Below are 14,816 nucleotides of genomic sequence, written 5' to 3' on the forward strand. Positions count from 1 at the left end.
CGATATTCTGTTCTTTATTGCCCAGAATCCGCTACCTTTTATAGAAAGAGATGAGGAAGAGTCCTCTGAGTGTCCCTTTGATATAATAAATATTAGCCTAAATACTCTACGATTGTTATCTATTAATTTTTGATATTTTTGAACATTAAGGCATCAATAAACGATGCCCTAATTCAAGTTTACTCTATCTTAATTTATCAACAACATTAACAATTGCCGCTAAAGTATCTTGACCAAATTGATATGAGCGACGATCTGACCAGCCATAATCTGGATCAGGTAAATCATCGTTATCTTTAAATGGCATTTCTACGGTGTAAGCAAGCGCATTGAACTCTTGTGCAACAGCAGCTGATCCTACCGTTAAGTTTGCCTGTCCAGGCTCATCTTTCGGGTAGCCGTGCACATCTTGAAACTCAGGTGTCACAACAAGCAATGCCGCTTTAAAGCTATCTTCTAAATCTTTTAAGCGTGCATCGTACGCTGGAATACCTTCGCTTCCTGCAACAAAGTTATACGGTATTGCTTCATCACCATGAATATCTAAATGCATGTCTAAGCCGGTCTCGCGCATTTTATTAAGCACTAAATACACCTCAGGGCTATTTTCCATGCTTGGTGTTTGCCATTCACGGTTTAAGTTAACGCCTTTGGCATTAGTGCGCAAATGACCGCGTGCGCTTCCGTCTGGGTTCATGTTTGGTACGATGTAAAAAACCGCTTTTGATAACAATGCAGCTGCATGTGGGTCTTCATCATCTAATAACTTATGTAAAATCCCTTCTACAAACCATTCGGCCATTGTTTCGCCTGGGTGTTGACGTGCAGTGATCCAAATCGTTTTTTTGTTTTCGTCACTCTCTCCACCAATGCGCAAGACACTCATGTCACGGCCATCCAGTGTTTCGCCTAATGTTTCCAGCTGACATGCTTCTTGACTTTGCGCCCACGAAAGTAAATCTAAATGACGCTCGTAGCTATATGGTGCAAAGTAAGCAAAGTAGACGCTGCCACACTCAGGTTCAATTTCAAAAGATAATGTGCCATCAGCATAACTTGAAGGTACACGAAACCATGTTTGGCGATCGTACGATGCAACAGCTTGGTAACCATCCCAACCATCTGGGTAAGCTGAGTTTTCTAAATTATTAATATGCAGTTTATGGCTTTGAAAAGGCGTTGTTTCAAGACGGAAATGGAACCACTGAAAAAAATCAGATTGATGATCTTTATTGATCTCAAGTTGAATATTAAGTGGATCGGTCGCGGCAATGACCTTGATATTACCACTGTCAAAATTACTGGTGATTTTCATTTAAATAAACCTATAGATTAAAAAATTAATTCCTAACAAATAATGCGTTAGATTAGAAATTCAACAACGCCTTCATGTTAAAGACGCTTTGTTATTAAAATGTAGCAAACTAGATACAGCCTACCACATGGCTTTGGTTTTGAAAAAACATTCATGACTAAAAAAGCCAGCAAATGCTGGCTCAATATGAATTAACGACTGTAATTACTTAACGTGGCAAACTTGGGAATGAAACCTCTGCCATATCACGCATACAACGTACAACTTGGCAGCTATAACCAAACTCATTATCGTACCAAACGTAAAGTACAATACGGTTGTCATCAACAATTGTTGCTGTTGAATCTACAACACCGGCATAACGACTACCTACTAAGTCAGTAGATACAATTTCAGTAGACGCTGTGTAATCAATTTGATCGCGTAAATCTGAATGAAGCGCAGCATGGCGTAAGAACGAGTTTAACTCTTCAACCGTGGTGCTGGTCGCTAGGTTTAAGTTCAAAATAGCTAATGATACGTTTGGTGTAGGAACACGGATTGCATTACCTGTTAACTTGCCTTCTAGCTCCGGTAGTGCTTTTGAAACGGCTTTTGCTGCGCCAGTCTCAGTAATTACCATATTAAGCGCTGCGGCACGACCACGGCGGTCTGCTTTATGATAGTTATCTATTAAGTTTTGGTCATTGGTGTACGAGTGTACAGTTTCAACATGGCCATTGTTGATACCAAACTTATCGTTTAACGCTTTTAATGTTGGTGTAATTGCATTGGTTGTACAGCTGGCCGCACACACAATTTTATCTTCAGGTAGAATATCTTGGTTATTAACACCGTATACGATGTTTTTGATATTACCTTTAGCTGGTGCTGTTAATAATACTTTTGTAGCGCCTTTACACTCTAAATGTTGACCAAGGCCTGCTTCATCTTTCCAGATACCCGTATTATCAACGATAAGTGCGTTATCAATGCCGTACGCAGTATAATCAACTTCACTTGGTGAGTTAGCATAGATAACTTGAATGTAGCTACCATTTGCTTTAATTGCATTACGTTCTTTATCAATGGTAATCGAACCATTAAAAGGACCATGAATTGAATCACGACGCAATAAGCTTGCACGCTTTTCAAGGTCGCCATCTTTACCGCCACGCACAACAATTGCACGTAAACGTAAATCAGCGTAAGGACCTGATTTTTCAATTAGTAAACGAGCGAGTAAACGACCGATACGACCAAAACCGTATAAAACAACATCACGCGGCTCTTTTGCTTGTGAGTTGATGATTTCAGCAAGTTCATCATTTAAGTATTCTTCAACTGAACGACCTTTAGCTGCATCATTATATAAATAACCGTATGCAAGCTTACCGATATCGATACGTGCTGAGTTTAAATCCATTTTAGCGATAGCTTCAAGAAACGGAAAGCTTTCACGTAAACGTAGTTTAGTGCCTTCAAACTGGGCAACAGTTTTGTGAGATTTAATAATCTCAATAGTACTGGCATTTACGAGAGGACGGCCATATACAGCGATTTCAATACCGCGATTACGGTAAAGCTTACCAATGATAGGTTGCATGCTTTCAGCATAATCTTGGCGTTCTTGCCAACTATTTGTGTATTCTAACTCGTGAGATGAGGTCATTTTATTTACCTAATTAAACAATTTTTGAACGGATAGCCATAAGGATATATTGAGTTTTGAGAGCAATGCATCCTATTGGGCACAGCTATTCTAATTTAAACTAACTTTATTCTCCACTGTTAGAGATCAATTCATTACGCTAGAATCATATTAGAGATGATGTAGAGGCTAAAAAATGTTACTAAGAGCAAGCATATTACTAAGTTTATTGGCGTTAACAGGCTGTGAAGAACCATTAACACTTGCCCAAGTGTGTAAAGATACTCCTGGGCTATGTAATGATTTAAATAAAGATAGTCATTGTAAAGAACAGCGAGCAGATGTGATTATGGCGCGCTACCATGAATACAAAGAACCCACTGATGAAAATAAATACGCGTTATTAAAAGGGTTTGAAAAATACGAACAATGTGTGTCGTTAGCCGCAAAAATTGAACATATTAAACTAAAAGAAAAAACCACTTCCCGAGTGGAAGGCCACTTAACCAGTATTAAAGAAATAACGCGAATTTTTCAAGATACCAAAAATACCAATCACCCAGGGTTACTTTATTATCATTGGTCTCGCAATAATGATCAATCAGCATTAACAAAGTTATTAACCATCGAAGATCAACCCAGTGTGACTGAAGATGCTGAGATGCAGTTTTTTTTAGCAACGTATTATATTAAATTTGATGAAGAAAAAACGATTGATCTGCTCTACAAGACTCTAGAGCTGAATAAGCCCGATCAAATCCCCAACCCTGAAATTTACACAACGCTTGTGAGTTTATTCAATAAGCATGAAAAATTTAAGCACGCTTATACGTTTGCTAAAATTGCACAGCTTTCTGGGATAACAAATATTGATATAATGTCAATTGAGCATCAGCTTACAGCATCAGGGAAAAGTTTAAATAGTCTAGACTCTTTAGCGGAGCAAACTTTTGAGAGCATTCAGACTGGACAGTTTGTATCACCACGTGATTTTTGAATCGTACTTTAATCAATTTATAATATAAATTAAGACAAAAGAAAAAGGCAGCTTGCGCTGCCTTTTTTAATCTATTTGCCCGTGCCAACTTCAACACGGGTTTTGAGCTTTTGACCCGGTCGGAAAGTCACAACTCGTCGCGCCGAAATAGGAATGTCTTCCCCCTGTTTTCGGGTTACGGCCAGGCCTTTCTTTCTTGTCACGAAGATCAAAGTTACCAAATCCAGAGAGCTTAACCTGCTCGCCTTTTTCAAGCGCTGAGCGGATTTCTTCAAAAAACGCTTCAACTAAATCTTTGGCATCCTTTTTATTGATCCCCAATTTTTCAAATAGGTGTTCAGCTATGTCGGCTTTAGTAAGCGCCATATCTAGTCCCTCAACGATGCATTAAACTGTTCGGCCAGTGCGGCCACCACGTTATCAACTACTAGATTGATATCTTTCTCTTCGAGTGTTCTATCAACCGCTTGCAGTGTTAGAGCAATCGCCAAACTCTTGTAATTTGGCTCAATACCTTTGCCCTTATACACATCGAATAAGTTTAGGTCAACCAATTGATTTCCGCCAACTTTTTCTATCACTGATAAAATGTCGCCAGATTTCACCTGATCTTCCACTAAAATAGCGATGTCGCGGCGGTTTGAAGGGAACTTAGATACCCCTACTGCCTCTGGTAAATTTCTTTTCTCAATGGCTGACATTTCTATTTCAAACACATAAGTCGCATTATTAATATCTAACGATTTTTGTACTTGCGGATGAACTGCACCAAAGAAACCAACCTTTTTACCGTCAACATAAATCACTGCAGATTGACCAGGATGTAAGCCATCCGATTGCTCAGCTTTGATTTCAAAACGTGTTATATCATTAGTTAATGAAAGTAATGCTTCAACGTCACCTTTTAGGTCATAAAAATCAACAGTGCGTTTTTCTTCAACCCAATGTTCACCATGAGCAAGGCCGGTAATCGCACCACCGATAACTGCTACTTGGTTTACGCCATTCTCTGCATTTTCGTCACGTAAAAATTTAAGACCATGCTCAAATAAACGAATACGCGGTTGCTGACGGTTTTGGTTATACATGACTGACGCAAGTAAACCTGGCATCAGACTGACACGCATTGCCGACATTTCTATCGAAATTGGGTGTGGTAAAATAAGCGCGTCGCTGTCTGGGTGTAAAATAGCTTGTGCTTTAGGGTCAACAAAGCTGTAAGTGATTGCTTCTTGATAACCTCGAGTCACTAAAGTATTGCGAAATTTATTAACCGCAATAGTTGCCTCGTTATGAGTTGTCATTTTTAGTTTAGCCGTTGGCGCAACATTTGGAATACTGTTGTAACCATATACACGGGCAACTTCTTCGATTAAGTCTTCTTCAATGCGAATATCAAAACGATAACTTGGTACATCTGCACTCCAGCTTTCATTTTCAACTTTTACATCTAGACCTAAACGAGTAAGAATATCCGTTACCTTGGCGTCTTCAATGTGGTGGCCAATAACACGGTCTAAACGCGCCCGGCGAAGACGAACTTCTGTCACTTTAGGTAGTTTATCTGCAGCTACCGCTTCCACTACAGGACCAGCTTCACCACCGACAATCTCAAGTAACAACGCAGTTGCACGTTCCATTGCATCATGTTGTAGCGCAAAATCAACTCCACGTTCATAACGATGCGATGCATCTGTGTGTAAACCGTAACTACGGGCTTGCCCAGCTATTGCAACAGGATTAAAAAATGCGCTTTCTAATAAGATATCAGACGTTTTATCTGTCACGCCAGATTGCTCGCCACCAAAAATACCCGCAATTGCCAATGCTTTGTTATGATCGGCAATAACTAATGTTGATTCGTTTAGTTTAGCGGTATTACCATCTAATAAAACGAGCTCTTCACCTGCATTAGCGCTGCGTACTTTGATACCGCCTTCAATAGCGCTCAAATCAAACGCATGCATTGGGTGACCAAGTTCAAGTAACACATAGTTAGTTACATCAACTACGGGGTCGATTGAACGTACGCCACTGCGACGAAGCTTTTCAACCATCCACAGCGGTGTTTCTGCGTCTAGGTTAATGTCTTTGATCACACGGCCTAAATAACGTGGACATGCTTCTTCGTTTACTAGCTCAATTGATATTTTGTCATCAATTGTTGGCGTCACTGCTGGAATTTCTAACGCTTTGACGTCGATGCTATTAAGTACGCCTACTTCACGCGCAATACCTTTAATGCCTAAGCAATCACCACGGTTAGGCGTTAAATCAACATCAATGATGTTATCATCAAGGCTTAAGTATTCTCGTAAATCGGTGCCAATAGGCGCATCACTTGGTAATTCCATGATGCCATCGCCTTCCTCGCTAATCCCTAACTCAACGAACGCACACAGCATACCGTGAGAAGGTTGACCACGAAGCTTGGCTTTTTTAATTTTAAAATCACCTGGTAAAACAGCACCTACCATCGCAACCGCAACTTTAATACCTAAGCGGCAGTTTGGCGCGCCACATACAATATCTAGTAGCTCATCACCACCGACATTGATTTTTGTTACGCGTAGTTTATCTGCATCTGGGTGCTGGCCACATTTAACCACTTCACCAACAACAACACCGGTAAACTGCGCTGCTGCAGGTTCTACGCCATCTACTTCAAGGCCGGCCATCGATAACTGTTCCGAAAGAGCCTGCGTGTCAATTGCAGGGTTAACCCACTCTCTTAACCACTTTTCACTAAATTTCATGTTATATTTTCACTCTTAACGGAACTGATTAAGGAATTTTAAATCGTTTTCGAAAAACGCACGTAAATCGTTTACACCATAGCGCAGCATGGTTAAGCGTTCAACGCCCATACCGAAGGCAAAACCTGTGTATTTTTCTGGGTCAATGCCCACAGATTTAAGTACATTAGGGTGAACCATTCCGCAACCTAGTACTTCTAACCATTTACCGTCTTTGCCCATTACGTCTACTTCAGCTGAAGGTTCTGTGAATGGGAAAAATGAAGGTCGAAAACGAATTTCCATGTCTTCTTCAAAGAAGTTACGTAAGAAATCGTGCAAAATGCCTTTAAGCTCTGTGAAGCTTACATCTGTATCAACCATTAGGCCTTCAACCTGATGGAACATAGGCGTGTGGGTTTGATCGTAATCATTACGATATACACGCCCTGGTGAAATAATACGAAGCGGCGGTTGCTCTGTTTCCATAGTGCGGATTTGCACACCACTGGTTTGCGTACGTAAAACTAATTTTGGATTAAAGTAAAAGGTATCGTGATCCGCACGCGCTGGGTGATGCTCTGGAATATTTAGCGCGTCAAAGTTATGAAAATCATCTTCAACTTCAGGGCCTGATTTAACTTCAAAACCAAGCTCACCAAAAAAGCTCTCAATGCGTTCAATTGTACGAGTTACTGGGTGTAATCCACCTGTTGGCATTACACGCCCCGGTAAAGTTACGTCAATTGTTTCAGCGGCTAGTTTTTCTTCAAGTGCTTTACTTGCAAGTAACTCGCGCTTTTCGTTAATCGCAACTTGTACGTCTTGTTTGGCTTGATTAATTACTTGGCCCGCTTCTTTACGTTCTTCAGGAGCAATTTTACCAAGGGTTTTTAATAAGTTCGTGATTTCGCCTTTTTTACCAAGGTAATTAACCCTGATGTCTTCAAGCTGCGCTATTTCATTGGCACTGGCGACCGCCTCAAGTGCTTGCGCTAATATATTTTCTAAGTTCATTCGATACCTGATCTTTCACAGAGGTGATTGCTTTAGAGCGTGCTGACTTTTCGAGATTAATTTTTCAGCTGAGTCGTTGATTTTTAGTTAAGGCAGAGCACATGTCGTGTAGTTTCCTACAAAATAGTGCAATAACATTGCAAAAAAACCAAACATACGCTGCCCGTCGGGTTCTGCCTAAAGGCGTTTTTTTACTGTTACTCAAACTTTACATAGAATTACTATGTTGCAGTCCTCGCATCGCAATTAAAACGCCTCTAGGTTGAACAAATTTCAATCCTGAAAGGTAAACACGCTCTGGTAATAGCTAATGATAACTGAAAGCAAGGACTAGATTCTAGACCTTAAACCAATCTTATTGAATTCTTTCCCATTCTGCATAAGCAAAATGGGAACTTAGGCTGTTTTGCAGGAGAATTTAGAGATGTAGCGTGGATTTAATGAAAGGTATGGTCAATTTTCGTTGTGCGGCCATCGATGCATGATCGAGTTTATCAAGTACATCAAGTAGTGCGCGCATATCACGACTTAAGCGTGTTAATAAAAATCGCGCACATTCATCGCTCAATTCTAACCCCCGCATATTCGCGCGTTTAACTAAGGCTTCTGCTTTATCATCATCACTCATGGAGCGAATTTGAAAAGTCGTGCCCCATTTTAGCCGCGACTCAAGATCAGGTAAGCTGATATTGAGCATATCAGGTAACAAGTCCGCAGTAACGACCAAACATTTACCTGGCTCATTAAAACGATTGAAAAAATTAAATAGCGCTTTTTCCCACGCATCGTTTCCTGCTACTAGATGTACATCATCAATACATAGTACATCAAGTGCATCTAAGCCATCGAGTACCATAGGCCCAAAATCAATTACTTCTCGCATCGATAGTAACATGGTTGATAAGCCATGTTCTTGTGCATGAATACACGTTGCATACAACAAATGTGATTTACCCGAATCTCCTAAACCACATAAATATGTATATTGGAAGGTAGTTGCTAAACTCTTAAACGCATTTTTTAAATGGCTCACTTCAAGGGAGTTTTCACCACCAAAATATGATGCAAACGTTTCATCATCCGGCAATGTAACCGGCAAGGCCATTTGCACTGGCTCCATTGCCTGCATTATAAGCCAATCCATTGATATTCTAAATTATCTTTAACAACAGAATAAAATGTACGAGGGTCGACAAATGCTTCAAAAGCGCGATCAAGTTTCAGCGCTTTTTGTAAATCGCTCATATTGCCTGTATGGCTGATCGTAAAGTGAACAGCATCAGGTGTTCGAGCGCTAATTGTCACTTGCGTAACAACACTTAAACTTTGTAATCTACGTTTAGCAAGCTCAATATCAACAAAGCTATTTGCACCTTTTAATTCGAATGCAGCTTGAGTTACTTGTCCAAGTAAGTTTGGGTCCACTGCATATTCATCAGCTAAGCCTGCAACTAAGCTATCAATCATTAGAGCGATTGTTTGTTGCTTATCACCTGTTAGTCTATTTTCTTCAAAAAGTTCATCATTGGTAAAACGCCAATCTAGAACCCAACTTTCGCTGTCAAGTTGCTTGTATAACCGTGCTGTGATGCTTCGCTCAGCACTATATCGACTTGATGCTTGCTCCACAGGCTCTGAGAAATTTCCCCATACTTCAGGTATACCAACCAATGCACGATCTTGTAAATCAAGTAATGGTACTACAACGGGTAAACCTCGGCGAGATGCTGTGCTATAGATTAATTTTTCTAACTGCGGATAGCTTTCTTGTGTAACAAGTTCTCGACGCCAGTTATCTTCTATCGCAAGCCAAATAGCAATCAGTGGACGACGAGTTCCCCATAACGGTAAATCAAGCTCTTTAACAAGTGCATTAATTTTATTTGCTTCAAACTTAACAACTAAATTGAGCTCACCGTCTGCTTTTTCATCGTATTCAAATTTAAGCATGTACTCTGAAATGTCTTTGTTACGTTGCTGCGCGAGTGGGTTTTGATCCGCTTGAGGGTCACCACTGACTTTCACTAATACATTAAGTAACGCTTTACGACTGGCGCTTAACCTCGCATCGCGAGATTTATCAGTGACTTTTAGCACATCTTGATATAGATCAGTGACTTCAACTGCAGTCGCTGTAAAACACAAAAAAATAGAGGCAATGGCAATTAGTAATCTAGACACAGGTGATTGGTTCTTTGATTTAAACTTTTTTGATCCTAAATCAAAGCACTCAACAAAGCAAAAATATATTTTAAAATACAATATTATAAATACGTTACTACCAAGCTTTACTATTGTCTTAATCAAAGAATAGGTAGTTAAAATAGCGTGGTTAATCTAACAACTAACTGGTATTGTTTGCGTAAATATATTCTACAAGTAGTTAACATGTTTGATTTTGCTATTCTCGCTGTTTTTATTCCCACCTTCTTCTTTGTCTCTATCACGCCAGGTATGTGCATGACTTTAGCAATGACACTCGGAATGAGTATTGGCGTACGCAAAACAATGTGGATGATGTATGGTGAGGTTTTAGGTGTCGCACTTGTCGCCGTGGCTGCAGTCTTGGGGGTCGCGAGCATTATGCTTAACTACCCCAATATATTCGCTATTTTGAAGTGGATTGGTGGTGCTTACCTAATCTATATCGGTATTAGCATGTGGCTTGCAAAAGCTAAACTTACTGTAGTTGATGAAAAGCGTGCCGAAGCAAGTCATAAAGCCCTATTCATGCAAGGTTTTATAACTGCCATAGCAAACCCTAAAGGCTGGGCTTTTATGATTTCTCTGCTTCCTCCTTTTATAAGCATCAACAAGGCGATAGCACCTCAACTATGTATTCTCGTTGCTGTCATTATGGTCAGCGAGTTTATTTGTATGATTGCCTATGCAAGTGGCGGTAAAAGTTTACGCCTATTTTTAAATACAGGCGATAATATAAAATGGATGAATGCAATAGCTGGTAGTTTAATGATTGGCGTAGGAATTTGGCTAGCTCTTGGCTAATTACGTAAATTGGCCAGCTGAATGTTTGCCGCATAAAGCAAAATTATAATTATCTTACTCCCCCCAAAATTATAATGCAGGATCTCTTGCTATATCCGTTATTGATAAACCCAATACTTAATCACTATAAAAAAGAATTTAATCCAAAAATGTTTACTTTTTCGCACTTTATGTTAAAAAGTAACAGTTACACTTTAAATAACTGTTACTTTTTATGCTTTATTAAAAATAATAGGTTATTAGAAGTAGCGAATGAATTTGGCATATTGGGCCGTAATGTCGATAATAAAATAGCTTTGTAAGTCCTTTGTCTGAACAAGGCTACACTGGTTATAAAAAGCAAAAAAGAGATAAAACCATGTCTAAAATAGTCATCAACAGTAATAATAAACATACAAAACGTACTTCACTTAGCCTAGCGGTTTCATGTGCGATCCTCGGGTTGTGCCCACTATTAGTTTTGGGTCAAACAGCGCCACAAAATGACAGCGATGTCATCACAGGGAAAAAGCAGGACTCTATCGAAGTAATTGAAGTATCTGGGATCCGAGGAAGCATATTTAGCGCTCAAAATTTAAAACGCTATGCTGATACAGTAAAAGATGTCATCACAGCATCAGATATTGGTGCCCTCCCCGATAAATCAGTTACCGAAGCTCTGCAACGTGTGCCGGGTGTAACAATCGAAAGGTTCGCTTCTTCAGATGATCCTAAACACTATGCAGATGAAGGGACTGGTGTACTTATACGCGGGCTGGATCGCGTTCGTTCAGAAGTTAACGGCCGTGATGCATTTAGTGCAAACCCTTCTGGTGGTTTAAGTTATGAAGACTTTCCTGCGGAACTACTAGGTGCGATAGAAGTAGTTAAAAATCAAACGGCTGATCTTATATCCGGTGGTGTTGCAGGTACTGTAAACCTCATTACTCGTAAACCATTTGATTCTACAGAACAATTAATCTCTTTTAATGCAAAAGCAAACTACAGCGACTTCCGTGATGAAACGACTCCTTCATTCTCCGCATTGTTTTCTGATAACTGGGAAACAGATATGGGTAAATTTGGTTTTTTAATTGCAGGATCAAAATCTGAATATAAAACCCGAGGTGATGGTGTAGGTATAGGAAACTTCCATTCTCGTGGCGATTCATTTTTACCAACAACCGATCAGTGGGGTGGAATTACAGGCGTTGATCCTAGCTCACCTGTAGATGGTCCGGCCTTACCAGGCCAACCAGAAGGCAGTGTCTGGCATGTGCCAGCAGCAATACATATGAGTACAGCGACCAACGACCGTAAACGAACAGGTTTCACATCATCCCTGCAATGGGCAAGTAGTGATGACACTGTTGTGGTTACACTAGAACACATCAATTCAAAAGCATCACTTGAGTGGAATGAACGTCAAATAGGTCAAGCAGCACAAGGCTTTAAAAGCTTTATGGGATCATCACAAAACTGGATGGACGATACAGCTAGTGGCCATCCTTTAATAACTGATAATGGATTCGTAACCTCAGGTATCGCACTGGGTGTCAGCCCTGAGACTCCCTTTTTCTATCGCAGTCGTTGGAATCAAAACGAAAACACAGTGAAGGATACCTCATTCAATCTAACGATAAAGCCCATTGACCGTTTAACCGTTGAATTTGACTATCAGCATATAAGTTCAGAAAAATTTTTAAATAATTATAGTATGTCTGGTCAGACACGCGGCAACCATGTTCATGTAGTATCCCCATACTTTCTCGATATGAGAGGCTCTCGACCAACAGTAGAGTTTTTAAGCGATAATATTATGACCGCTGGCTGGTCACCTAACGAAGATTGGAATGGACCCGTACCTAATTTATTCTTAGGCAGTGGTATGGAGCAAAAAGAACACAATACTGCAAAAGCTGATAGTTTTAAATTAGATCTGAATTATGAGCTTGATGGCGTATTTACCAATATTAAAGCAGGTTTATATCTTTCAGACAAAGACCTAACAGTACGAGACACCGCCTACGAGGGTTGGTCTGCCATTGGTACTCCTTGGATCCAAGATGATAGAAATGCTGCATCAGCTATAAATAGACCAGAACTATTTGAACGTGTTGATTTTTCTGATTACTACAATGGTCAAGTGTTACAAGGCGATGTAAATAACTTCTTATTTCCACGCATGGAGTTAGTCAAAAACTACGCAAACTCATTACGTCAAGGTTGTAAAGATGGGTGGCACAACGCAACAAATAGCGCCGCTAATAATGGCGTTTGTAGTGGTACTTACGTTCCTTATACAGACAAGCCAAATCGGGTCGAAGGCCCATATGCAGCACATAACATTAGTTCAACAAATGAAAAGCGTAACGAACTTTACGTGCGCGGTGATTTTGATTTTATTGCACAAGATATACCAATTGTAGGTAACATTGGTTTACGCTACGTCAATTATCAATTGGAATCCACAGGAGCATTTGTACAGCCTGCAACTATCAAACGCGGCGATCCAGGAACATCTCTTAATGCTGTTATGCAACAGCCTGAATATAAACGTTACTATGATATTGCTACAGGTGAGTCTCAGTTAAGTACCGTTGAAGGTACTGATTACAGCACTATTTTACCTAGCCTGAATATAAGCTTTGGTGTCTCTGAAGATGTCGTTGTTCGTTTCGGCGCTTCAAAAGCGCTATTTTACCCAAGCTTAGTTGATGCCCGTAATATTAGCATTCTCAATCTAGACTATACTCGTCGTTTACAAACCCCTGGCGCGGACTCTGATGAAATAAACAACCCCATTGTTGGACTTGATAATATAGAACTCACCGCACTATCAGGCAATCCAAACTTAGAGCCTGAAACATCTATTAATACTGATCTAACCACAGAATGGTACTTCGCACCTGCTGGTTATATCACTGTGGGCTTATTTTATAAGAAATTAGATAATATTATTCGTAATAAATCATTTGATCTTGATGTTAATTTTAATGGTGAGGAGTACGATGTATCTGCGTATGGGCCAGACAATACAGGATCAGGCACAATCCGTGGAGCTGAGTTTTCATACTCTCAATTCTATGACATGTTACCAGGCGCATTCAGTGGTTTAGGCTTACAATTTAACTACACTTATATCGATCAAAATGGTTTAGAAGATCCTAATAATATTTCAGAAGGTACTTTAGGTTTTGATGAAAACGGTAATCCAATTGCAGATACTAGAAACACCTTTCGTGTATTTAGTGGTTTACCATTACAGGGTTACTCAGATCAAAACATGAATATTATTGGTATGTATGAGTACGAAAATATTTCATTCCGCCTTGCTTATACTTGGCGCTCTGAGTATTTACTTACTTTACGTGAGTCAGAAGAATATGTTCCAGCTTATGCTGAGGCATCTGGCATGATGGATGCCAGCTTCTACTACACGATTAATGATCACTGGAAAGTTGGTATTGAAGCAAGTAACTTGCTTGAAACTGAAACCAAAACTCAATACCAGATGGATCAAGCCGGAACAAGAACGCAAGCATTAAACTTCACGACTGATCGACGCTTTGCGCTTAGCGTACGAGCAACATTCTAAAATAAACACCTTGGATGTAATACCAATCGACTTAAATATTTAACCACCCTAGCGAGTTAAATAAAGAGCTAACTGGGTTATAGCGTGATTTAATTCGTTAAATTGTTCAAATATTTATGCAGATTGGTATTACACACACTATTTGAGTTCACTCAGTACGATGTAGGTCGTGATTTATCGCGACAACCGATATATGGGGGTGTGTTGCTTTCAGGTGAACGCCTGAGCGACACTGGCCACCTTGCACCTTGCTCGCTTTTTCACTTTCCTGCAAACGTAAAAAAGCCCGACTCAGTGAGTCGGGCTTTCTTTATTTGGAGCCTGGCGATGACCTACTTTCACATAACAAATGCTACACTATCATCGGCGCTGTTTCGTTTCACTACTGAGTTCGGCATGGGATCAGGTGGGTCCAAAACGCTATTGTCACCAAGCAAATTGGGTGTCAGTTCGTATCTCTACGCACTAACTAAAATTTGAAAATGCTGATAATTGTCTTCTTACAACTTTAAGCTTATCGCTTACAGCTGTGTAAAATC

9 protein-coding genes, 1 rRNA gene and 1 pseudogene are annotated in these 14,816 nt (G+C 40.0%); 3 read left to right on the forward strand and 8 right to left on the reverse strand.

The window, feature by feature from the left end; translation table 11 throughout:
• Positions 1-184 precede the first annotated feature (184 nt).
• The gene (locus tag ACJJVX_RS15605) at positions 185-1,315 is read right to left on the reverse strand and encodes a carboxypeptidase family protein (protein ID WP_169328415.1); all 1,131 of its coding nucleotides are present in this window, start codon (positions 1,313-1,315) and stop codon (positions 185-187) included.
• A 208-nt stretch (positions 1,316-1,523) separates the two neighbouring features.
• Positions 1,524-2,966, reverse strand: a complete 1,443-nt coding sequence (locus tag ACJJVX_RS15610) for a glyceraldehyde-3-phosphate dehydrogenase (protein ID WP_054206785.1) — start codon at positions 2,964-2,966, stop codon at positions 1,524-1,526.
• A gap of 175 nt (positions 2,967-3,141) precedes the next feature.
• Between ACJJVX_RS15610 and ACJJVX_RS15615 the strand changes: the two genes are divergently transcribed.
• Entirely contained in the window at positions 3,142-3,942 is an 801-nt protein-coding gene (locus ACJJVX_RS15615; RefSeq protein WP_054206786.1) for a DUF2989 domain-containing protein, read from the forward strand.
• A gap of 71 nt (positions 3,943-4,013) precedes the next feature.
• Here the strand turns inward: ACJJVX_RS15615 and ihfA are convergent.
• The 5 genes and pseudogenes from ihfA to ACJJVX_RS15640 all read right to left on the reverse strand — a co-directional run bounded on the left by ihfA (position 4,014) and on the right by ACJJVX_RS15640 (position 9,875).
• Positions 4,014-4,308, reverse strand: a pseudogene (gene ihfA / locus ACJJVX_RS15620) (integration host factor subunit alpha).
• 2 nt (positions 4,309-4,310) lie between these two features.
• A complete protein-coding gene (gene pheT, locus ACJJVX_RS15625) occupies positions 4,311-6,698 on the reverse strand; it encodes a phenylalanine--tRNA ligase subunit beta (protein ID WP_405632300.1) in 2,388 nt (795 codons plus the stop codon).
• Positions 6,699-6,713: 15 nt separating this feature from the next.
• Positions 6,714-7,694: a phenylalanine--tRNA ligase subunit alpha gene (gene pheS, locus ACJJVX_RS15630; RefSeq protein WP_054206789.1), complete on the reverse strand. Its 981-nt coding sequence runs from the start codon at positions 7,692-7,694 to the stop codon at positions 6,714-6,716.
• 418 nt (positions 7,695-8,112) lie between these two features.
• Positions 8,113-8,823: a DnaA inactivator Hda gene (hda, locus tag ACJJVX_RS15635; protein ID WP_170174547.1), complete on the reverse strand. Its 711-nt coding sequence runs from the start codon at positions 8,821-8,823 to the stop codon at positions 8,113-8,115.
• Complete coding sequence (locus ACJJVX_RS15640) at positions 8,823-9,875, reverse strand: DUF2066 domain-containing protein (protein ID WP_405632302.1); 1,053 nt, start codon at positions 9,873-9,875, stop codon at positions 8,823-8,825. The genes hda and ACJJVX_RS15640 overlap by 1 nt, the downstream gene beginning before the upstream one ends.
• A gap of 207 nt (positions 9,876-10,082) precedes the next feature.
• On the opposite strand from ACJJVX_RS15640, the gene ACJJVX_RS15645 reads away from it, so the two are divergent.
• Complete coding sequence (locus ACJJVX_RS15645) at positions 10,083-10,700, forward strand: LysE family translocator (RefSeq protein ID WP_405632305.1); 618 nt, start codon at positions 10,083-10,085, stop codon at positions 10,698-10,700.
• Between the two features lie 358 nt (positions 10,701-11,058).
• Complete coding sequence (locus ACJJVX_RS15650; protein WP_405632307.1) at positions 11,059-14,277, forward strand: TonB-dependent receptor; 3,219 nt, start codon at positions 11,059-11,061, stop codon at positions 14,275-14,277.
• Positions 14,278-14,596: 319 nt separating this feature from the next.
• On the opposite strand, the gene rrf is transcribed toward ACJJVX_RS15650, so the two are convergent.
• A 5S ribosomal RNA gene (gene rrf / locus ACJJVX_RS15655) occupies positions 14,597-14,711 on the reverse strand.
• Positions 14,712-14,816 lie beyond the last annotated feature (105 nt).

The organism is Pseudoalteromonas sp. Ld20 (assembly GCF_045064175.1).
In the GTDB taxonomy this organism is placed as follows: domain Bacteria; phylum Pseudomonadota; class Gammaproteobacteria; order Enterobacterales; family Alteromonadaceae; genus Pseudoalteromonas; species Pseudoalteromonas neustonica.